Here is a 24143-nt window from a genome sequence, read left to right as displayed (position 1 = left end):
AATAGTATAAAAATAATTTATTTATTTAAAAAATTATTTGAATTTAAAATTATTAAATAATTTATTAATTATTACTAATTAAAATTTTAATATATACTAATTTTTATAAAAATTTTATCTATAATATAAACACATTAATTAATAATTAATATATATTTTTCCGTTTTTTTTATAAATGTATATAGTATTTTACTAAGAGTAATACATGAAAAACATTAAAAAATCTTTAAATTTACCGAAAACAACGTTTCCCATGAAAGCTAATTTAGCTATTAAAGAAGTTGAAATATTAAAAAAATGGAAAAAAGATAAACTCTATAAACATTTATCTGTAAAAAATAAAAAAAATAAATATTTTTTTTTACATGACGGACCTCCATATGCTAACGGAGATATTCATATTGGTCATGCAGTTAATAAAATCTTAAAAGATATAATTTTAAAATTTAAACGTATGTCAGGATTTTTTGCTCCATATATACCATGTTGGGACTGTCACGGATTACCTATTGAACAAAAAGTAGAAAAAATATTTGCTGAAAAAATAACTACTACTAATGTACAGCGATTTAGAGAATTATGTCATAAATACGTATTACAACAAGTTCAACAACAAAAAAAAGATTTTATTAGACTAGGAATACTGGCTGATTGGAAAAATGCAAGTCTTACTATAGACTATAAAAATCAAGCAAATACAATAAATATATTAACTAAAATTGTAAAAAAAGGATATGTATATCGAGATCTTAAACCTATCCACTGGTGTTTCAAATGTCAATCATCTTTAGCTGAAGCAGAAATAGAACATAAAATAAAAAATTCAATATCTATCTATATTTTATTTAAAATAAAAGATCATAACTTATTTGAAGAATTTTTTAAAAAAAAAATACAAAAAGAAAAAAAATTTCTTTTTAAAATTTCAGTTATCATTTTTACTACTACTCCTTGGACCTTACCTACCTGCCAAGCAATTGCTGTAAATCCAAATTTATATTATCAAATAATACAAATAGAAAAAAAATATTATATTTGTGAAAAAAAGTTAACAAAAAAAATAATAAATAAAATTAAAATAAAAAAATGGAAAGTTATTGGACTTATAAAAGGAAGAAAATTAGAAAATTTAGAATGTTTACATCCATTTTTTAACATCTATATTCCTATTATTTTATCTACACATATATCTGATACATTAGGTACAGGAGCTGTACATATGTCACCAGATCATGGTTATGAAGATTTTATAGCCTGTCAAAAATATAAAATTAAACCATTACAAATAGTGAATTCATATGGTTTTTATAAAATCCCTACTTTTAAAAAACTAAATAATATACATATTTTTAATAAAGAAAATATAATTCTTCAGTTATTAAAAAACAATAAAAAAATATTTTTTTCTGAAATAATTAATCATAGTTACCCTCATTGCTGGCGTCATAATAAACCAGTTATTTTTAGAACAACCCCACAATGGTTTATTAATACATCTGATAGATTATTAAAAAATACAATATTAAAAGAGATTAAAAAAGTTTTGTGGATACCTTTATGGGGAAAAAATAAAATGAAAAAAATGTTTAAAAATAGACCTGATTGGTGTATTTCAAGACAAAGGACATGGGGAGTTCCTATTCCATTTTTTATACATAAAAATACAGGCAAGTTACATCCAGATACTATTTTAATAATGAAAAAAGTAGAAAAAAAAATTAAAAAATACGGTTCTCAAGTATGGTGGAAAACAAAAAAGACAAAATGGTTAAAAAAAGATGCAAATATGTACAAAAAAATTAATGATGTTCTTGATGTATGGTTTGAATCAGGATCTAATCATCAACTTAAGATATATAAACATAATTTAATTAATAGATTTAATTATATAGCTGATTTATATTTAGAAGGATCAGATCAACACCGAGGTTGGTTTATGTCATCATTAATTACATCAGTAATAACAAAAAAATATGCTCCTTACTTGTCAGTTATTACTCATGGTTTTGTTATCAATAAACATGGACAAAAAATGTCAAAATCTTTAGAAAAAAATATCAAACCACAAGACATTATTCAAAAATGGGGGGCGGATATATTAAGATTATGGGTAGCATATACAAATTATACAAATGATATATCAATTTCTAATAAAACATTAGAACAAATATCAAATCATTATAGAAGAATTAGAAATACAATACGATTTTTATTTTCTAATATTTTTGATTTTAAAAGTAAAACACATATTATAAAAAATAAAAAAATGTTATTATTAGATCAATGGATATTAAGAATAACATATAAATATCAAAAAAAAATCATCAAAAATTATTCTAATTATAACTTTCATAAAGTTGTACAAATAATTATTAATTTTTGTTCTACAGAATTAGGATCCTGCTATTTAGAACTTATTAAAGATAGACAATATACTATGCATAAAAATAGTGTAGAAAGAAGAAGCAGTCAAACAACAATATTCTATATTTTACAATCTCTCATACGATGGATATCTCCTATATTATCCTTTACTGCAGAAGAATCATGGAGTCAATTAAAAGATAAAAAAGAATCATCGATTTTTACAAATACATGGTTTAAAAAAACAAAACTTCTTCCAGAAAATATTACTTATAATTCAATGTTTTGGAAAAAAATATTTACTATTAGAAATGAAGTAAATAAATTTATTGAAAAAGAAAAAAAAAATAAATATATAAATAATTCATTAGAAATACAATTACTATTGTATATAGATAAAAAACTATTTAAATTATTATTATCCTTAAACACTGAATTAAAATTCATTTTTTTAGTTTCTGAAACTCAATTACATAGATATTCTTCTGCTCCAAAATTAGCTTATTGTAGTCAAAATATTAAAAATTTAAAAATTATTATAAAAAAAAGCAATAAAATGAAATGTCCAAGATGTTGGAATTATTCAAAAAAAAATACATTAATTAATAATAATATACACTTTTGTTATAGATGTATTTCTAATATAAATCAAAAAGAAAAAAAACATATTTTTTTATAAAAAAAACAAATATATATTTTATTAATATTTTTTATATAATAAATAATTTATATAAAAGTATATTTTAAAATATATGCACATCTATTAAAAATTATTAATATAAAATTTACAAGAATATAATACTTGTTATTATAATAATTTAAAAATCATAAAACAAAAATCATTATATACATTAAAAAAATATTTATATAATCAGTATATAAAAATAAAAATTTATATTTATAAAAATATTTTTTTAAATTAAATTTTTATTTATATTCAATTTTTATATTACTGATTCTATCAAGTAATAAAATTATAAGGATTTAAAAATGAAGAAAAAAATAATTAATATAGCAATATCTGGAGCACTAGGCAGAATGGGGAAAATTCTAACAAAAGAAATCAAAAAAAAAAAAAATATTAAATTAACTCATTTATTAATTCAAAATAAAGAAAAAATTCTTATTCAAGATAAAAATCAAAATAATCATTTAAATAAAAAAAAATTATTTACTACCTTAGAAGATTTAATTAAAGAAGAAAAAAAAAAAAAATTTGATTTACTAATTGATTTTAGTACACCAAAAGCTACATTAAAAATGATAGAGTATTGTGTAAAAAATAAAAAAAAAATAATTATAGGAACAACCGGTTTTAATACAATTCAAATTAATAAAATAAAAAAAGCTTCTAAAAAAATTCCAATATTATATTCACCTAATTTTAGTATAGGTATAAATATTATGCATAAAATAATAAAATATATTTCATTAATCTTAGGTAATAATTCTGATATTGAAATTATTGAATCCCATCATAGAAATAAAATAGATGCTCCTTCAGGAACTGCGCTACAATTAGGTAAAATAATATCTAAATCAATGAATTGGAATTTTGATAAATCCGCTATATTTTCTCGATATGGAAATATAGGAATAAGAAAAAAAAATAAAATTGGTTTTTCAACTATAAGGGAAGGAAATACTATTGGTGAACATACAGTTTTATTTTCTAATAAATATGAAAAAATTTCAATTAACCATAAAGCTACACATCGTTCTATATTTGCTAAAGGAGCAATTGAGGCGGTTATATGGATAAATGAAAAAAAAAATGGTTTATTTAAAATGTCTGATTTTTTAAAAAGAAAATCTATTTATAAAAAAAATAAAATATAATTAAATTTATTAAAAATCAATAAAATATTATTTTAAATACAATAATTTGTATATAAGGAAAATATTTTGAAACAATTAGCACATTTAGTATTAGAAGACGGAACTGTTTTTCAAGGTATTACAGAAGGTGTAGAAGGCGAAACAATTGGAGAAATAGTATTTAATACAGCTATGACGGGATACCAAGAAATTTTAACTGATCCTTCTTATTCAGAACAAATAATTTTATTTACCTGTCCACATATTGGTAATATTGGAACAAATAATATAGATGAAGAATCTGATAAAATTTATGCTAATGGAATTATCATTCGATCTATTTCGCCTGAAAATAGTAATTTTTATAGTACAAAAAGTTTATCACAGTATATAAAAAATAAAAATATTGTTGCAATATCAAATGTAGATACAAGAAAAATAACACACATTTTAAGAAATAAAGGATCTCAATATGGATGTATTCAATCTGAAAAATATATGAATATAAAAAATGCTTTAAAAAAAATTAAAAAATATAAAAAAATAAAAAAAAGTAATCCTATTACTTCAGTAGGAACAAAAAATATTCAAAAATGGAATATTAAAAATTTAAAAAGTAAATATATAAAAAAAATATTTCATGTAGTTGTATTCGATTTTGGTGTAAAAAAAAGTATACTTAATATTTTAGAAAAAAAAGGGTGCAAAATTACATTAATACCTTTTAATACATCAGTAAATACTGTTTTATCACTGAAACCTTCAGGAATTTTATTATCAAATGGTCCAGGTGATCCACGATTATATAGTATTACTATACAAAATATAAAAAAGTTATTAAATTTTTTTATTCCTATTTTTGGAATTTGTTTAGGTCATCAAATATTAGCATTATCTTTAGGATCAAAAATTATCAAAATGAAATTTGGACATCACGGATCTAATCACCCTGTACAAGATATACAGACAAAACGTGTATTTATTACAACTCAAAATCATAATTTTGTTATTGATCCTAATACAATACAAAAAAATATGTTAGTTACACATATATCTTTATTTGATAAAACTATTCAAGGAATTAAATTAAAATATCATCCATCCTTTAGTTTTCAAGGCCATCCTGAATCTAACCCAGGCACTCATGATATTCAAAAATTATTTGATAATTTTATTAAAAATATAATAAATAAGGAACATTTATATGCCAAAAAGAAATGATATAAACTCTATATTAATTATAGGATCTGGACCAATTATCATTGGTCAAGCATGTGAATTTGATTATTCTGGCGTGCAAGCTTGTACAGCATTAAAAGAAGAAGGATATAAAGTAATTTTAATAAACTCTAATCCAGCTACTATTATGACTGATCCTAAAATAGCTGATATTACCTATATTGAACCTATCAATATAAATATTATAAAAAAAATTATAAAAAAAGAAAAACCTGACGCTATCTTACCAACTATGGGTGGGCAAACCGCTTTAAATTGTGCATTACAACTACATAAAAAGGGTATCCTAAAAAAATATCAGGTAGAATTAATAGGAGTTACTATTAAATCTATTCAAAAAGCAGAAAATAGATTTTTATTTGAAAAATCTATGAAAAAAATCAAGTTAAAAACAGCAAAATGTAGCATTGCTCACAGTATAAAAGAAGCAAATTCAATTATTGATTTTATTGGATTTCCATGTATTGTTCGACCTTCTTTTACAATGGGGGGTAGTGGGGGAGGTATTGCATATAACTATGAAGAGTTTCAAGATATTTGTATACATGGTTTAGAATTATCACCAATATCTGAATTATTAATTGATGAATCATTAATTGGATGGAAAGAATATGAATTAGAAGTTATTCAAGATAAATCTAAAAACTTTATAGTAGTATGTACCATTGAAAATATAGATCCAATGGGTATACACACAGGAGATTCTATTACTGTTGCTCCAGCACAAACCTTAAATGATAAAGAATATCAAAATATGCGTAATGCTGCAATTGCCATTCTAAAAGAAATAGGAGTAAATAACGGAGGAGCAAATGTACAATTTGCAATAAATCCAAAAAATGGAAAAATGGTAGTAATTGAAATGAATCCTAGAGTATCCAGATCTTCTGCATTAGCTTCTAAAGCTACTGGGTTTCCAATTGCTCGAATTTCTACAAAACTATCAATAGGTTATACTTTAGATGAACTTAATAATAATATTACCGGAAAAAATACACCAGCAGCTTTTGAACCTTCTATTGACTATGTTGTCACTAAAATACCTAGATTTGATTTCAAGAAATTTCATGGATGTAATGATAGATTAACTACACAAATGAAATCCATTGGAGAAGTTATGGCTATTGGTCGAACTTTCCAGGAATCATTACAAAAAGCAATCAGAAGTTTAGAAATCGGATCCACTGGATTTGACATTAATATTCATAAAAATAATATAAAAAATTGTTTATTAAAGAAAAAAAAAATAGAATACGAATTAAAAGAAGCCGGTTCAGATAGATTATGGTACATTGGAGAAGCATTCAGATTAAACTGGACTATAGAAACAGTAAATAAACTTACAAATATAGATAAATGGTTTTTAAAACAAATACAAAACTTAATATTAATTGAAGAACAAATAAAATTAAAAAAAATATCTAATTTAAATTATAAAAAATTAAAATATTTAAAATCTAAAGGATTTTCAGATTTAAGAATTTCTCAATTAATAAATGTAAAAGAAAATGAAGTACGTAAAAAAAGATATGAATTAAAATTACATCCAGTATATAAACGTATAGACACATGTTCAGCAGAATTTTCTACAGAAACAGCTTATATGTATTCTACTTGGGAAGATGAATGTGAATCATTACCAACAAAAAATAAAAAGAAAATTATCATACTTGGCAGCGGTCCTAATAGAATTGGACAAGGAATAGAATTTGATTATTGCTGTGTGCATGCAGCTCAAATATTAAATTTAGATAAATATGAAACAATTATGATTAACTGTAATCCTGAAACTGTATCTACAGATTATGATATTTCTCATAGATTATATTTTGAACCAATTGCATTAGAAGAAATATTAGAAATTATAAGAATAGAAAAACCAATGGGAATTGTTATTCAGTATGGAGGTCAAACACCATTAAAACTAGCTAAATATTTTCAAAAAGAAGGAATTAATATATTAGGAACTCAACCTAAATATATTGATATATCTGAAAATAGAAAAAAATTCCAAAAAATAGTTCAAAAATTAAAATTAAAACAACCTAAAAACGATACTGCAAATAATATAACTGAAGCATTAAAAAAATCTAATTTTATTGGATATCCAGTTATTATTCGCCCGTCCTATGTTTTAGGTGGTCGAGAAATGGAAATAATTTATAATGATAAAAATTTAATACAATATTTCAAAAATCGTGAAAAAAAATCAATAAATCAAACAGTTTTATTAGATCAATATTTAGATAATGCTATTGAAGTAGATGTAGATGCTATATGTGATAAAAAAAGAGTTTTTATAGGTGGAGTTATGGAACATATAGAGCAAGCTGGAATACATTCAGGAGACTCTGCTTGTTCATTACCAGTTTATACAATACATTCTAATATAGAAAAAAAAATCAAAAAACAAACAAAAATTCTAGCTATTAAATTACATGTGCTAGGTTTAATTAATATTCAGTTTGCTGTTAAAAATAATGAAATATTTGTTTTAGAAGTAAATCCAAGAGCATCTAGAACTGTTCCTTTTATTTCTAAAGCTATCGGAATTCCATTAGCTAAAATAGCTATGCGTGTAATTTGTCAGAAAAGTTTATTAGAACAAAAATATATAAGTACAATAAAACCAAAATATTATTCTATTAAAGAAGCAGTTTTACCATTTAATAAATTCCCAGAAGCAAATCTTTTTTTAGGACCTGAAATGAGATCTACAGGGGAAGTAATGGGGATAGGTAAAACATTTTCATTAGCTTTTTATAAAGCTATGTTAGGGATATCTATTAAAATTAAAAAAACAGGAACAATATTATTATCAGTAAAAAATTCAGATAAAAATTCAATAAATAACATTGCTATACAATTAAAAAAGTTAAACTTTAATATTGAAGCAACCTTAGGAACATATTTAAAACTAAGATCTATAGGAATTAATGCTAAATTAGTTAATAAAAAACACGAAGGAAGACCTAATATACAAGATTTTATTAAAAACAAAAAATATATTTATATAATAAATACATCAATAGATAATAAAATAAATAAAGAAACTCGTGAAATTCGAAAAAATGCATTAAAATATAAAATACATTATGATTCTACTTTAAATGGAGCTTTTGCTACTATTTCCACATTCCAACATATTGGAAAATATCCAATATTATGTTTACAAAAACTAAAAAATTTATCAAAATAAAATTATATAAATAATTAATATTTTAATATTAACAAGGATGTTAAAAAAAATAAAATTATTTATATTAACTATTAAATATATTTAAAATATAATTTAAATAAACATGTATTTTTAATTAAAAAAAATAAATAATATTATTATATATTAATTTTTTATTTTTAAAAATTCCTTAGCTAACAAAAAATATTGAGATACACTAATATTTTCTGCTCGAACATAAGGATTAATACCTAAAGAAAATAATTGATTTTTAGAAAATAATTTAGATAAATTTTTATTCAAAAATTTACGTCTATGCTGAAAAGCATAGCGAGTAATTAATTCTAAAGCAAAAAAATATTTTTCTATTTTATATTGAGGGTGTATTTTTCGCGGAATAAATTGTAAAAAAATAGAATCTACTTTTGGTATAGGAAAAAAATTACATTTATTAACATTTATAATTGATTTAATACAATAAAAATGTTGAGCAATTATACTTAATCTACCATATTCTTTATTTCCCGGGGATGCTAATAATCTATTAGCTACTTCTTTTTGAAACATAAAATGCATATCATAAATATTTTGAACATACCTGATAGTACTAAGAAAAAAACAAGAAGAAATATTATATGGTAAATTACCTATAAAACGATATAAAATATTTTTTTTATCAGAAAAAAAATATATGAAATTAAATTTCATGACATCAGTTAAAATAACGTTTATTTTTTTAAAAAATATACTTTTTAATAAAAAAAAAACAATATTTTCATCTATCTCTAAAACTGTCATCTTTTTTACAAAACTACAAATAGGGAATGTTAATGCGCCAAAACCAGGTCCAATTTCAATAATATTATCATTTTTAATTAAATTTATTTTTTTTATAATTTTTTCAATAATTTTTTTATTTATTAAAAAATTTTGCCCAAATTTTTTAATCGAAATATGTTTTCTATAAATTAAATCATTCATTTTTTTTCCTAAAAAGTTTTTTAAAAAAATTTATAAATTAATATAAAAATAATAAATTATAAAATATTTCTTTCTAATATTTATTAAAAAATTAATAAATTAAATACTATTGCTTTTAACAATTTTAAAAAAGATAAAATAATATTTTTTTTATTATATATAATAATATTTATTATTCCAAATAAACGGCACGAAAAATTTTTATAAAAATAATAATTAAAATTAAATTTATAAAAAATATGTGCCGATAAAAATATTTAATAAATATAAAGAAAATATAAAAAATTGTTTAAAATAAATATTTTTTATTTTTAAAAATATTTTATATAAACAAAATATTAAAAATTATTTATATGTACAACTATTTAATACATAAAAAATCTATATGTAATAATATCGGTTTATATGCATGACGCTGAATATCTTTTACAATAACAAAAAAATTTTTATTTTCTAAAGAAATTAATAATTCACTTGAATAAAAGATATCATTTTTTTGTAAATTAAAAATTATATCATGTTCTACTAAAATTAATAATTCCTTTTTTAAAAATTGTTTACCATATATTATACTCGGAATTTGATGATTTATTCTTCGCATATAACGACTATTATTTGTACCAAATTTATTACGATAAATAGCATTAAATTTTATCATATTTATATAACCTTATGAAATATTAAAATTTTTTTAAAAATTTAAATGAATATTAAACATAATTTAATTTTATAAAAATTAAAATATATAAAATTAATTTTATTAATTAAACTATCTATAATATAAATAAAAAATATTTAAACACTAAAAATACTATTTTTATGTAATAATGATTTTTTCTTTAACCAAAAAATTTCATCTTTTCTAATATCACTATTTTTTGTTTCTAAAATAATAGGAATTTTTTGAAATTCAGTAGCTTGTATAATACGAGAAAAAACATTTTTTTTTATTTTTCCAAAACCTAAATTATGATGTCGATCTAATCGACTGTTAAATTTTCCTTTAGAATCATTTATATGAATACCTAATAAATATTTAAATCCTATTAAATTATTAAATTTATTAAATGTATATAAAAAACAATCAACATTATTAAGTTGATATCCTGAAGCAAATAAATGACAAGTATCTAAACACACACCAATTCTAGACTTATCTTTAATTTTATCAATAATAAATGCTAAATGTTCAAAACAATAGCCAATACTACTTCCTTGGCCTGCTGTATTCTCTAAAACAATAATTATCTTTTTAGTTTCATTTAAAATAAAATTTATAGAATTAGAAACATTTTCTAGACACTGTTTTTCATTAATTTTATACAAATAACTACCGGGATGTATATTGATCATAGTTAAACCTAATTTATAACAAGCATTAATCTCTTGAATAAAAGATTGACATGATCTTTTTTTCATTGCTTTATTAGGATGACCTAAATTAATTAAATAACTACTATGAGGTAAAATTTGTGAAGAAGAATAATGATATTTTTTACAAGCTTTACGAAAATTATATATTGTATTTTTTTCTAAAGGTTTTTTATTCCACCTTAATGGGTTATTAATAAAAAACGAAAAAGCTGTTGCTTCTAATTTAACAGCCCTTAAAACAGATTTTTCTAATCCTCCAGCTATACTAACATGCGCCCCTATATATTTTATCACAATTAGTTAATCCTTTTAAAAACATATATTATAATAATCAAAAATAAATATAGTATACATATACTACTTTGATTATAATAATAGTTACAATAAATAAAAAAAGTAATATTACTATTAATATAAATATACTGTTAATTTATATTAATATAACTATTTTAAAATAAATACTTTAAAACTCAAAAAACAAACAAAATTATTTAAAATAAATAATTTTATTAAAATTAATATAAATACTTTAATAAATTTTAATCACATTAATATATTAAAAAATTTTTAAGAGTATTTCTAACAAAAGAAAAATAATGTCAAAAATAGAATATACATTTTATAACATGATTCAAATGCTAACAAAATTCTGGCATCAAAATAAATGTACAATTTTACAACCACTAGATATATCTATTGGAGCTGGGACATTTCATCACCATACCTTTTTTAATGTTCTTAAAAAAGAACCTATATCAATTGCTTATATACAGCCGTCAAGAAGACCCTCTGATGGAAGATATACAACTAGTCCTAATAGACTACAGCATTATTATCAATTTCAAGTTATTATGAAACCGTTTCCTGAAAATATACAAAAATTATATTTATTTTCTTTAAAAAATATTGGAATTGATATTAATAATAATGATATTAGATTTATAGAAGATAACTGGGAAAATCCTACATTAGGAGCATCCGGTCTAGGATGGGAAATATGGTTAAACGGGATGGAAATCACACAGATTACATATTTTCAACAAATAGGAGGAATAAATTGTAATCAACCTACAATTGAAATAACATATGGATTAGAAAGAATTGCTATGCATATACAAGATGTAAATAATATATATGATATATTATGGGACAGTAATTCAGAAAAAAAAATAAAATATTCTGATATATTTTTATATAATGAACGCGAAAACTCTTCTTATAATTTTGAATTTTCTAACACTAATCATTTATTAAAATTATTTAAATTGCATATCCAAGAATCAGATAGACTAATTAAACTACCTAATCCACTATCTATTCCTGCATATGAACAAATGCTATATGCAATTCATTACTTTAATTTATTAGATTGTAAAAAAATATTATCTACTACTGATCGAACAGACTATATTTTAAAAATAAGAAAAAAAATCAAAAAAATTGCTATACAGTATATATGTATTTATAATAAAGGATAAATTATGAATCAAAAAATATTATTAATAGAAATACAAACAGAAGATTTACCTAGCAAAGAACTTAAAAATATAGCAGAATATTTTTATAGTTCTTTTAAAAAAGAATTAAACAAAAATAAAATAAAATATAAATCAATTATTTTATTTTATACTTCTAAAAAAATAGCTTTAAAAATTTTTTCTTTATCCTATTTTAATAAATTAAAATATATTAGAAAAATAGGACCAATAATAAATAAATCTTTTGATAAAAATAATAAAATAACAGAAATAGCTAAAAAATGGTTAGAATTAAATAAAATTTCTATTAAAAAAACTGAAGAAATTCATATTAATAAAAAGAAACATCTTTCTTATATTGGCATAAATAAACGTATATCTTTAAGAAAAATATTAAAAAAAATTATACCTAATACTATAAAAAAAATACCATCAAAAAAATCTATGTTATGGAAAGAGAATTCTATTAGATTTTCTAGACCTATACATAATATAATGGTTTTATTAGACGATAAAATTATTCAATTAAATATACCAGGTATTAATTCTAAAAATATTTCCTATGGGCATTTTCTAATGTCTCCAAAAAAAATAATATTTAATCATGCAAATCAATATACCACTGAATTATTTAAAAAAAAATATATACTTATTAGTTATGAAGAAAGAAAAAAAAAAATACTTGATCAAATAATAAATTTATCCAAAAAAATTAATAAATTAGTTTCAATTAATAATAAGTTACTAGAAGAAATAACCGCATCTACAGAATGGCCGATAGCTCATATAGGTCAATTTAAAAAAAAATATTTAAAAATTCCTATAGAAATACTAGTATATACTATGGAATGTAATCAAAAATATTTTCCATTATATAATATTAAAACAAAAAAAATTACTAATTATTTTATCTTTATAAGTAATATAAATACAAAAAACTCCAAAAAAATAATAAAAGAAAATGAACAAGTTTTATACTCTAAACTAAGTAATATTGATTTTTTTATAAAAAAAGATCAAGAAATAAAATTTTCTGAAAGATTAATTTTACTAAAAAATATTTCTTTTCAAAAAAAACTTGGATCGATGTATGAAAAAACATTAAGAATAAAAAAATTAAGCCAATATATTGCAAAAATTGTAAATTCTAATTTAGATTTAACAAAAAAAGCTGCTATTTTATCTAAATGTGATCTAACAACAAATATAATAACAGAATGCACAGCTCTTCAAGGCATTATTGGAATGCATTATGCTTTACAAAATAAAGAAAAAAAAGATGTAGCTGTATCAATTAAAGAACATTATTTACCTAAATTTTCTCAATCAATCTTACCTACTACAAAAATATCATGCGCAATAAGTATTGCAGATAAAATTGATAGTATAACTGGAATTTTTAGTATTGGAAAATCTCCCAAAAATAATCAAGATCCATTTGCATTACGTAGAGCTGCAATAGGAATTATAAAAATAATAATAAAAAAAAAAATAAATATTAATTTAAAAAAATTAATTAAAAAATCAATTAATTTATATAATCATATAAAACAAAAAAAAATAATACAAAAATCAATTTTGCAATTTATATATTCTAAATATATGTCTTTATATATAAAAAAATATAATAAAAATATTATTCTTTCTGTTTTATCTTTAAAATTAGTAAATCTTGTTGAAATAGATATACGTATAAATACATTAACAAAATTTAAAAAAAACAATAATATAGAAAATATTTTAAATATATATAAAAGAATTAATAATATTCTATCTAAAAAAAAAGATAAAATGAAAGTAATTAAAGTTAATCCATTAACCTTAAAATGTACAGAAAAGTTTACAAAATATGAAAACAAACTTATTCGATTAATTAAATTTATTCAAAAAAAATTTAATACAAAAGAACAAATAAATTATTTACTTTTATTAAAAAATATTCAAAAGTTATGTCAACCTATAGAAGAATTTTTTAAAAATTCTTTTGTATACGACAAAAATATTAAAATACGATCATATCGAATATTTATATTAAAAAAAATAAAAAAAATATTTTTATATATAACTAATTTTTCTTATTTATAAATCAAAAATTTATTAATATATTTAAAAGCATATATATTTAAATATAAAAATATAAAATTTATATAATTAAATATTATACTGTATTAATAATTTTTATTATATTTATTTTAGTAAACGTATTAATTTATTTATTTTTTAAATAATATAAATCTTTTTAATAAATAATATTTAAAATAATTAAACTAAATAATTTTATTAATTTATAGAAAATTATTAAATAAATACAGTATAATTATTATTTATAATTTATAAAATATTTTATATTTTTTAAAAAAAATATTAAACATTAATTATATATTAGTTATTAATATAACTTTAAAAATCTAATTAATATTAAATAAAAGTTTTAATAAATTTAAAAAAATCTATTTTGTATAAAAAATAGATTTAAGTAATATTATTTTTTATTTTTATATATTTTAATGATTCTACTCTATTTCGTAATTTTTGACCTGGTTTAAAAACTACTACTCTTCGAGCTGAAATAGACACATTTTCACCGGTTTTAGGGTTTCTCCCGGGTCTTTGTTTTTTATCTCTTAGATAAAAATTACCAAAACCTGATAATTTGACCTCTTCTCCAATTTCAAGTGATTTACGTACTTCTTCAAAAAAAATTTCTACTAAATTTTTTATATCTTGTTTACTTAATTCTAATTTATTAAATAAATAATCTGAAATTTCTGCTTTAGTTAATACCATAAATTTATTCTCTTAAAGTTGCTCCTAATTTATTTTTTAAGGCCGTAATACATTGAAAAATATTTAAATTAATATCAGATTCTTTTAATGTATTTTTAATACTATTAAAAACAAAACAAATAGATACACTCTTTTTTTTAGGAGGTATATTTAATCCAAAATATACATCATATATATGTATATTAGTGTTTTTTATACTAATATTTTTGTAACATATATCAAGAATATTTTTAGTCAAAATATTTTTTGAAACAACTATAGAAATATCTCTTTTACTACTCGGTAAAATAGATATATATTTTACATGAATAGGATTTCTACTACAAATTTTTTTCCACATAATTTCAAACAAAATAATAGGATCTTTTAAATTAAAAATATCATGAAAAGTAATATCTAATACTCCAATTCGACCAATTAATTCACCATATAAGTAAATACCGGCACTCTTATCAGCACATAAACCAATAAAATTTTCTGAAACAAATTCTACATAATTTAATTTTCCACAAATATTCAAAATAGATTCAAGATCACCTTTTAAATCATAAAAATCAAATTTTCTACTTTTTAAATACCATTCACGACGACTAATAACTCCACTAATTGCCGCAGATAAATATTCATTTTGAACAATTTTATTATTATCTTTTTTTATAAGATAAAAACATGATCCAGTTTCAAAAACACGAATAGATTCTTGTTGACGTTTTTGATTATAAGAAACACAACTTATTAAACCAATCCATAAAGATAATCTCATTTCAGACATATCTTTAGAAATAGGATTTTGAATTTTTAATACATTAAATTTTGATAAAAAATGTTTTTGTATCATAGGATTTACAAAACTATAAGAAATAATTTCAAAATATCCACGATCTGAAAGAAATAATTTAATTCGTGATAATGATACTTTTTCTTTTTTATCTAAAAAATTATTTATATATTCTTTAGGTGGTACTGATTTAATATTCTTATAATCATAAATACGAATAATTTCACTAATTAAATCTTCAATAATAATAATATCAGAACGCCAGTATGGAATAGTAACAAAAAAAACATCATTTTTTTCATAAAATGAAAAATAACCATTATCTAAAATAGATATTACATCTTTTTTAGTAAAAATAACTCCAGAAATTTTATTTAATTTATTAATTGTCAATAACAATAAATTTGAAATAAAACTATTATTATTCATATTATATTTTTTACATTGTGTAGTAGTCCCACTACATATATCAATTATTAATTTTTGAGTATATTCAAAAATATTTTTTTGTATATTAGGATATATATTATATTTTGAACAATCTAACTGTCTATTTATTACAGGAATTAATATATTTCTCTTTTGTAAAAATTGATAATCAAAACAAATAGATCCCAAAAATAAATTTTTAGTAGAAAAATCTATATTTGCATAGTTAGAATATTCCATATCTTCGAAAGATAAAATATTTTTATTATCTGATAAAATAATAGTACCTTCTGACAAAGAAAAATCTTTATTATATATATCTTTAATTATTTCTTTTTTTTCTAAATATTTTATAAATAAATTTTTATTTAATTTATTCAAATCAAAAACATGAAACCAATATCCAGTTTCAATAAATATATAATTCAGAATATTTTTTATAATATTATTAGTTAACATACAAGACCTTCTTAATCGATCTTGTATCCAAAAAGGTAAAACTGATTTTAATTTTATTGAATATAATTCACAAAAAATATATTGAATATTATTAATTTGAATATTAATATTAAAATTACATGAAAAAAGTTTCTTTTGATCTAAAGAAGATTTATATTCTAATCTAGGTAAAGGTAAATTATTTAATATTGCAATTTCTCTAGATATACCCCAAATAGAACGTAAATCTATACGATTAAAAGGAATAAATAATTTAATTATACAGGTATTTTTATAAAAATAATCATTAAAATCTGATCCTATTTTAGCTTTATCTTCAAGAATAATAATATCATGATTATCTTTTTCTATATTTAATTTACTATAAGAGCCTAAAATACTATTTGAAATATCTTCATTAAAATCAAAAAGAAATTTATCAATATTTTTTTTTAAAAATTTTTTAGATAAAATAACTGGAATTTTAGTTCCAATCAATAAATACTTAGTTTCTTTATATATAATAAGAATATTTTTATTTTTATAAATACATACTGTGTATACAATTAATTTTTTATCTACATTAAATATTTTTTTTGAAATAATTTGACCTACAACTGTATTACAAAAAAGAATCTTATCTTCTTTAATGCACTCTGCCTCACAACCAAAATTTGTTAATTGTCTACATATATTTTTACTTGAAATAGACGGATTAATCCATTTATGTAACCATTCTTCGCCAAACTTCATTTATAATAATCTCTATTAAACAAACTGTTTTAAAAATCGTATATCGTTTTCAAAAAAATAACGAATATCAGATACTGAATATTTTAACATAGCAATTCTTTCTATACCAATACCAAAAGCACAAGCTGAATAAATATTATGATCAATCTTACAGTTTTTTAAAACATTAGGATGAACCATCCCACAACCTAAAATCTCTAACCAATTTCCATATTTATCTTGAATATCCATTTCTGCTGAAGGACAAGTAAAAGGAAAATATGAACTACGAAAGCGCACTTTAACATTTTTTTTCAAAATTTGTGTAATAAAATTTTCTAAAATCCATTTTAAATTTGAAAAAGAAATTGATTTATCTACTATTAAACCTTCAATTTGATGAAACATAGGAGTATGTGTATGATCGTAATCACGACGATATACCTTTCCGGGAAAAATAGCTCTTATTGGATGAGAATATTTTTCTAAAATTCTCACTTGCATACTAGATGTTTGTGTACGTAAAACATAATCGGAATTAAACCAAAAAGTATCATTTATACTTCTTGATGGATGATTATTAGGTATATTTAAAGAATCAAAATTATAATATACATTTTCTAATTCTGGACCATAATATATTAAAAAACCTAAGTGATTAAAAATTTTTTTCATTTCATTAATAATCATAGTAATAGGATGTAAACTGCCACGTTCAAGTTTTCTACCAGGTAAAGAATAATCAAAAAAAGATTTATTTTTTTTTTCTTTTAATATATTTCTACATATTTTTTTTTTTTTATTATTAATTTTATTTTTAATATTTTTTTTAAAATCATTCAAAATGATACTACATTGTATACGCTCAGAAATATTTAATTTAATTAATTTACTAAAATAAGAAGATATAATACTATTTTTTCCCAAATACTTAGATTGAAAATTATTTAATGAATTAATATTATCTATTTCTTTCATTTCTAGAATTGCTAATCTAAAAATTTTCTTTAAAGATTGATGAATTTCTTTTTTTAATTTCACGTTTATACCAATATACTAAAATTATAATATAAATATATTTTTAATAAATATTTTCCATATACATAGGGAGATTGGTTACTCCCTCTAATAAAGTTTATAAAAATTTTATTAATTTATTAATTAGTTAAAGCTTTTTTTGAATAATTTATTAATAAACCAAATGTTTCTTTATCGAAAACTGCCGTTTCTGCTAATATTTTTCGATTAATATTAATTGATAATATTTTTAAACCGTGTATAAATTGACTATATGATAAATTATAATTTTGAGCAGCCGCATTAATTCTTATAATCCATAATTTTCTAAAATTCCTTTTTTTATTACGTCTATCTCTATAAGCATACTGGCCCGCTTTAATAACAGCTTGATTTGCAACACGATATACTCTAGAACGGGCCCCATAATAACCTTTTGCTAATTTAATTACTTTTTTATGACGAGCGTGTGCTGTAACACCTCTTTTTACACGTGCCATTAAAAATCTCCTTTATAAGTTATATCAAAGTATATAAAATTTTATTAAAAATTAAATATAAGGAAGAAAAAAAGAAATTTTACTTCGATCGGATGATGAAACAATAACTTTTTTACGAAGATTACGTTTATAATTGGTATTTTTTTTAGTTAAAATATGACGCAAATTTGCTTGTTTTCGCTTAAATTGACCAGAAGCAGTTTTTTTAAATCTTTTTGCAGCACTGCGTAAAGTTTTAATTTTAGGCATAAATATTCCAAAATAAAAAAATATCTTATATTAAAAATCAAATAAATAAATTATATAAATAAATTTATTTCTTCGGAGATAAAATCATTACCATTTGCCTACCTTCGATTCTTCTTGGAAATGATTCAACATTTGCCAAAATAGATAAATCATTTTTTAATCGATTTAACATGTTTACTCCAATACTTTGATGGGCCATTTCCCGACCTCTAAATCTAAGAGTAATTTTTACCTTATGACTATCTTTTAAAAATCGTATCAAACTTCTCAATTTAACTTCATAATCTCCTTTATCTGTACTTGGTCTGAATTTTACTTCTTTCATTTGAGCTATTTTTTGTCTCTTTTTTTGCTTTTTAAGAGCTTTACTTTTTTCATACAAAAATTTACCATAATTCATAATACGACATACCGGGGGTACAGAATTAGGACTAATTTCAACTAAATCAAATCCATGTATTTTAGCTTGTTCTAATGCTTTATAAAAACTAGTAACTCCTAACTGTTCACCGTCTAAACCCATTAATCTTACTTTAGAAGAAATAATTTCTTTATTAATACGATGGGGACGGGATAATTGATTTTTTTTTCCGACTTTTATACTCTAGCCCTCCATATTGATATCATTTATACTATAATTTTTAATATTATTAATAATATTTTTAATAAAAATATTAATATTTTGTTGATATGGTTTATTAGAAAACCGATTTCTTATTGTTATATCATTATTTTTTATTTCTCTATCTCCACATATTAAAATATATGGTATTTTTTTATTAATATAATTACGAATTTTAAAACTAATGCTATTAGAAGTAATATCTGAAATAATTCTTATTTTATAAGACAACAATAATTTCATTATTTTTTCTACATAAGAAACATGTATAGTAGAAATACTTATTATAACTACTTGAATTGGACACAACCATATAGGTAAATTTCCATTATATTCTTCAATTAAAATACCTATAAATCTTTCTATAGAACCTAAAAAAGCTCTATGAATAATAATAGGATGTTTTTTAAAATTATTTCTATCAATATAGAAAGCATTTAATTTTTTAGATAAATAAAAATCTAATTGAATCGTTCCACATTGCCATATTCTCTGTAAAGAATCCTCTAATGCAATTTCAATTTTAGGACCATAAAATGCTCCTTCGCCTAATTGATATTGAAAAGGCAATCCGTAATCTTTTAAAACAGATTCTAAATCATTTTCTGCTTGATCCCAAAGATCATCACTTCCAATTCTTTCTTCTGGACGAGTTGAAAACTTTATAGTAATTTTTTTAAAACCAAATGTGTTATACAAATCAAATAATAAATTAATACAATTATTTAATTCTAATTTAATTTGTTCTTTCGTACAAAAAATATGCGCATCATCTTGAGTAAAACCACGCACACGCATTAATCCATGTAAAGAACCTGAAGATTCTTTTCTATGACAACTACCAAACTCAGACATACGTATTGGTAAATCTTTATAAGATTTTAAACCATATTTAAAAATTTGAACATGAGCTGGACAATTCATAGGTTTTATACAATATTCTCTATTTTCAGATTTTGTAACAAAAATAGATGAATTATAATATTTCCAATGACCACTTTTTTTCCAAAGTGTTTTATCTAAAATAACAGGACTCTTTACTTCTATATAATTATTTTTAAGTAACTTATTACGAATAAAATCTTCTAATTGTTTGAAAATAATATATCCATTTTCATGCCAAAATATCATACCAGGAGACTCTTTTTGAATATGATATAAATTCAAAAACTTTGCAATTTTACGATGATCACGTTTTTCTAATTCTTTTTCTTTCGAAATAAAATCTATTAATCTTCTTTTTGAAACTTGGACAATAACATGAATCCTTTGTAACATTTTATTTTCTTTTTTATTATTCCAATATGCTCCTGAAATATCTTTTAATAAAAAATATTTACAAAACTTAATATTAAATACTTGAGGTTGTTTAGAAAATTCACAATAATCTTCATGATAGCAAATATTAATATTACTTTCATTAACTGATTGTTTATTAATAATGCTGATTTGATAAATCTCATTTTTTTTTTTTAATAATTCTAAAAAATCTTTTTTAAAAACAGTTTTTGTATATATTTCATATGAATTAGAAACTTTTTCTAACATATTTATAGAAATACTATTTAAATCTTGTTTTGTTAAAATATATAACATATCTATATCACAATAAAAACCAGATTCAGTTATACATCCACCTGCTATTTTTACATTTGGCCACATAGATTTTAATATACGATTTAACAATTGCATACAAGAACGTTTTACCATTTGTAAAAACATTTTATTGTTTTCATCAATCATTATAATTGATGAATCACGATATACTAATGTATTTAAATCAACTAATTTATTATCTATAAATCCAGCAATAAAATGTAATAAATGTTTTGGATATATATCTTTAAAAATTTTTTTTAAAGTAACAGGACTTTTATATATCTTTTTAATTCCATTGCATGTTGTAACAACCTGCATATTTAATCCTTAAAAAAAATTATATTAAATAAAACTCATATTTTAATATAAGAATAAATATTCTTTATATTTATAAAAAAATTTAAAAACGAATTTTAATAGATTCAGATAATTGTTCTAATATAGAAACACTTTCTTCCCAACCTAAACAAGGATCAGTAATAGATTGACCAAATACTAATTTTTTTATATTACATACTTTTTGTGAACCTTCTTTTAAGAAACTTTCAATCATAACCCCAGAAATAGAAGTAGATTTGTTATAAATTTGATTCGCAATTGATTTAGCAACATTCAACTGTCTTTTATGGTTTTTTAGCGAATTAGCATGACTAAAATCAACTATTAAATTATCAGGTAAATCAAATATTTTTAATTGCTGAACCGCAAAATCAATATCTGATTTATGATAATTAGGTAATTTTCCACCACGCATTATAATATGTGCATAATGATTTCCTTTTGTGTGGTGAATTACAGTTCTTCCGTATTTATCTGGAGATAAAAATAAATGACTTGCTTTTGCAGAACGAATTGCATCAATTGCAATTGAAATATTACCATCAGTTCCATTTTTAAAACCTATAGGACATGGTAAATAAGAAGCAAGTTCTCTATGTACTTGACTTTCAGTAGTACGAGCTCCGATTGCCCCCCAACTAATTAAATCAAAAATAAATTGACTTACTGTAGAATCTAAAAATTCTGTCGCTGTTGGAACGCCTAGTTTATTAATTTTTAATAATAATTTTCTTGCTATTGCTAATCCATCATTTACATTAAAACTACCATCTAAATATGGATCAGATATTAAACCTGTCCAACCTAGTACTGTGCGAGGTTTTTCAAAATATGTTCTCATAACAATTTCTAAATAAGAAGAATATTTATTACGCAATGTCTTTATTCTTTTAGCATATTCTATTGCTGCTATAGGATCATGTATAGAACACGGACCTATAATAACTAGTAATCTTTTATCTTGACCTGATAAGATTTTCTGTATATTATCACGTGTCAATTGAATTAAATTATATACTGCAGTAGTTATTTTATAACGATCAAATAAAATTTTTGGGGTTATTAATAAACTATTTTTTTTAAAACTAACTGATTCATCAATTTTTTTCATTTTATTCTCTATATAATTTTATAAAAATGTAAATATAAACTATCTCACGATAAACTATAAAAAATAAATATATATAAATACAAAAATATTATATTAGATAGTATAACTAAAAATAAAATTTTTTTTTAAAAAAATCTATATATAAAATTAATATATTTATTTCATATAAAATATAATAACATATTCAAATACAGTAATTGAAATTTAATAAAATTAAATAATATTATATATTATTATTTTTATAAAAAATAAATTATATATAAAATAAAAAAAATAAGATTTTTTTAAATATTTTATGTATATAAAAATATTTATAAATCATTAAACTCATGATATCAAAATATTTTTCTATTAAAATACTTAAAATAACATAAAAATCATTACTTTTATACAAAATTATTTTTTAAAAATAAAAACAGTAAATTAAAATTTAAAATATATAATTATTAAATTTTTTATATAAAAAATTAATAAATAAATTAACTAATTTAATTTTACTACAAAAAAATAATGATTTTATGATATAAAAAAGATATAATTCTAATTAATAAAAGTTAATTCATTTTTATTTTTATATTCACATAATAGTTAATGTATTTATAAAAATTATACAATAAATTTAAATAATTTTAATAATAAATTTATTTAATAAAGTAATCATCTAGATACACATAAAAATAATATAATTAATAATTTTAAAAAAAATATTATTAATAATCTTTAAATATATTTATTTATATAAAAAAAATTATGAAAAAAAGCACAAAAAAAGTACCAATTAAAATAACTAAAGAAGCAATAAAACAAATTTTATTTTTATTAAATCAAGCAAAAAAAAGTAAAGGAATCAAAATAAAAATAAAAAAATCTGGATGCGCTGGATTTAAATATATATTAAAATTAGTATATAATATTTACAATTCTGATAATATTTTTATAATAAAAAATATCAAATTTATTATTCCAAAAAATATAATATCAAAATTAGAAACAACTATTATAGATTTTTCTAAAACAGGATTAAATTATTCATTTACATTTAAAAATAAAAATCATATTTCTACTTGCGGTTGTGGAGAAAGTTTCAATATATAAAAATATTGAAACTTA

The 24143-nt window shown here is 20.6% G+C and carries 18 protein-coding genes; 7 read left to right on the top strand and 11 right to left on the bottom strand.

Annotated features, from left to right (window positions below; translation table 11 throughout):
- Positions 1–205: 205 nt before the first annotated feature.
- From ileS to carB, 4 genes are all read left to right on the top strand, one after another.
- On the top strand, positions 206–3043 hold the full coding sequence (ileS, locus tag BUCICURT3053_RS00495) for an isoleucine--tRNA ligase (protein ID WP_154061074.1): 2838 nt from the start codon (positions 206–208) through the stop codon (positions 3041–3043).
- A 311-nt stretch (positions 3044–3354) separates the two neighbouring features.
- Positions 3355–4203 (top strand): 4-hydroxy-tetrahydrodipicolinate reductase, encoded by an 849-nt coding sequence (gene dapB / locus BUCICURT3053_RS00490; protein ID WP_154061073.1) that lies wholly within the window; start codon positions 3355–3357, stop codon positions 4201–4203.
- Positions 4204–4269: 66 nt separating this feature from the next.
- Entirely contained in the window at positions 4270–5403 is a 1134-nt protein-coding gene (gene carA / locus BUCICURT3053_RS00485) for a glutamine-hydrolyzing carbamoyl-phosphate synthase small subunit (protein ID WP_154061072.1), read from the top strand.
- Entirely contained in the window at positions 5387–8620 is a 3234-nt protein-coding gene (gene carB, locus BUCICURT3053_RS00480; protein ID WP_154061071.1) for a carbamoyl-phosphate synthase large subunit, read from the top strand. The genes carA and carB overlap by 17 nt, the downstream gene beginning before the upstream one ends.
- A gap of 144 nt (positions 8621–8764) precedes the next feature.
- On the opposite strand, the gene rsmA is transcribed toward carB, so the two are convergent.
- From rsmA to nfo, 3 genes are all read right to left on the bottom strand, one after another.
- Positions 8765–9580 (bottom strand): 16S rRNA (adenine(1518)-N(6)/adenine(1519)-N(6))-dimethyltransferase RsmA, encoded by an 816-nt coding sequence (rsmA, locus tag BUCICURT3053_RS00475; protein WP_154061070.1) that lies wholly within the window; start codon positions 9578–9580, stop codon positions 8765–8767.
- 361 nt (positions 9581–9941) lie between these two features.
- Positions 9942–10238 (bottom strand): 50S ribosomal protein L25, encoded by a 297-nt coding sequence (gene rplY, locus BUCICURT3053_RS00470; protein ID WP_154061069.1) that lies wholly within the window; start codon positions 10236–10238, stop codon positions 9942–9944.
- Between the two features lie 137 nt (positions 10239–10375).
- Complete coding sequence (gene nfo, locus BUCICURT3053_RS00465; RefSeq protein ID WP_154061345.1) at positions 10376–11245, bottom strand: deoxyribonuclease IV; 870 nt, start codon at positions 11243–11245, stop codon at positions 10376–10378.
- A gap of 305 nt (positions 11246–11550) precedes the next feature.
- Here nfo and BUCICURT3053_RS00460 point away from each other — a divergent pair, with 305 nt between their 5' ends.
- Positions 11551–12432, top strand: coding sequence for a glycine--tRNA ligase subunit alpha (locus BUCICURT3053_RS00460; protein WP_154061068.1), 882 nt, complete (start codon positions 11551–11553; stop codon positions 12430–12432).
- A gap of 3 nt (positions 12433–12435) precedes the next feature.
- Positions 12436–14517 (top strand): glycine--tRNA ligase subunit beta, encoded by a 2082-nt coding sequence (glyS, locus tag BUCICURT3053_RS00455; RefSeq protein ID WP_154061067.1) that lies wholly within the window; start codon positions 12436–12438, stop codon positions 14515–14517.
- Positions 14518–14904: 387 nt separating this feature from the next.
- Here glyS and BUCICURT3053_RS00450 read toward each other — a convergent pair whose 3' ends face one another.
- The 8 genes from BUCICURT3053_RS00450 to BUCICURT3053_RS00415 all read right to left on the bottom strand — a co-directional run bounded on the left by BUCICURT3053_RS00450 (position 14905) and on the right by BUCICURT3053_RS00415 (position 23033).
- On the bottom strand, positions 14905–15219 hold the full coding sequence (locus tag BUCICURT3053_RS00450) for an integration host factor subunit alpha (RefSeq protein WP_154061066.1): 315 nt from the start codon (positions 15217–15219) through the stop codon (positions 14905–14907).
- 4 nt (positions 15220–15223) lie between these two features.
- Positions 15224–17617, bottom strand: a complete 2394-nt coding sequence (gene pheT / locus BUCICURT3053_RS00445) for a phenylalanine--tRNA ligase subunit beta (RefSeq protein WP_154061065.1) — start codon at positions 17615–17617, stop codon at positions 15224–15226.
- A gap of 15 nt (positions 17618–17632) precedes the next feature.
- Positions 17633–18637: a phenylalanine--tRNA ligase subunit alpha gene (pheS, locus tag BUCICURT3053_RS00440; protein WP_420021832.1), complete on the bottom strand. Its 1005-nt coding sequence runs from the start codon at positions 18635–18637 to the stop codon at positions 17633–17635.
- Between the two features lie 116 nt (positions 18638–18753).
- Positions 18754–19113: a 50S ribosomal protein L20 gene (rplT, locus tag BUCICURT3053_RS00435; protein WP_154061064.1), complete on the bottom strand. Its 360-nt coding sequence runs from the start codon at positions 19111–19113 to the stop codon at positions 18754–18756.
- Between the two features lie 51 nt (positions 19114–19164).
- A complete protein-coding gene (gene rpmI, locus BUCICURT3053_RS00430; protein ID WP_154061063.1) occupies positions 19165–19362 on the bottom strand; it encodes a 50S ribosomal protein L35 in 198 nt (65 codons plus the stop codon).
- Positions 19363–19426: 64 nt separating this feature from the next.
- On the bottom strand, positions 19427–19963 hold the full coding sequence (infC, locus tag BUCICURT3053_RS00425; protein WP_154061062.1) for a translation initiation factor IF-3: 537 nt from the start codon (positions 19961–19963) through the stop codon (positions 19427–19429).
- 3 nt (positions 19964–19966) lie between these two features.
- The gene (gene thrS, locus BUCICURT3053_RS00420) at positions 19967–21901 is read right to left on the bottom strand and encodes a threonine--tRNA ligase (RefSeq protein ID WP_154061061.1); all 1935 of its coding nucleotides are present in this window, start codon (positions 21899–21901) and stop codon (positions 19967–19969) included.
- 82 nt (positions 21902–21983) lie between these two features.
- Positions 21984–23033, bottom strand: coding sequence for a 3-deoxy-7-phosphoheptulonate synthase (locus BUCICURT3053_RS00415; protein ID WP_154061060.1), 1050 nt, complete (start codon positions 23031–23033; stop codon positions 21984–21986).
- A gap of 750 nt (positions 23034–23783) precedes the next feature.
- Between BUCICURT3053_RS00415 and BUCICURT3053_RS00410 the strand changes: the two genes are divergently transcribed.
- Positions 23784–24128 carry a HesB/IscA family protein gene (locus tag BUCICURT3053_RS00410; RefSeq protein ID WP_154061059.1) on the top strand — a complete coding sequence of 115 codons (345 nt, stop codon included), beginning with the start codon at positions 23784–23786 and terminating at the stop codon, positions 24126–24128.
- Positions 24129–24143 lie beyond the last annotated feature (15 nt).

Origin of the sequence: Buchnera aphidicola (Cinara curtihirsuta), assembly GCF_900698895.1 — a bacterium.
GTDB lineage: Bacteria > Pseudomonadota > Gammaproteobacteria > Enterobacterales > Enterobacteriaceae > Buchnera_F > Buchnera_F aphidicola_AX.
This window is presented reverse-complemented; position numbering and strand designations above follow the sequence as displayed.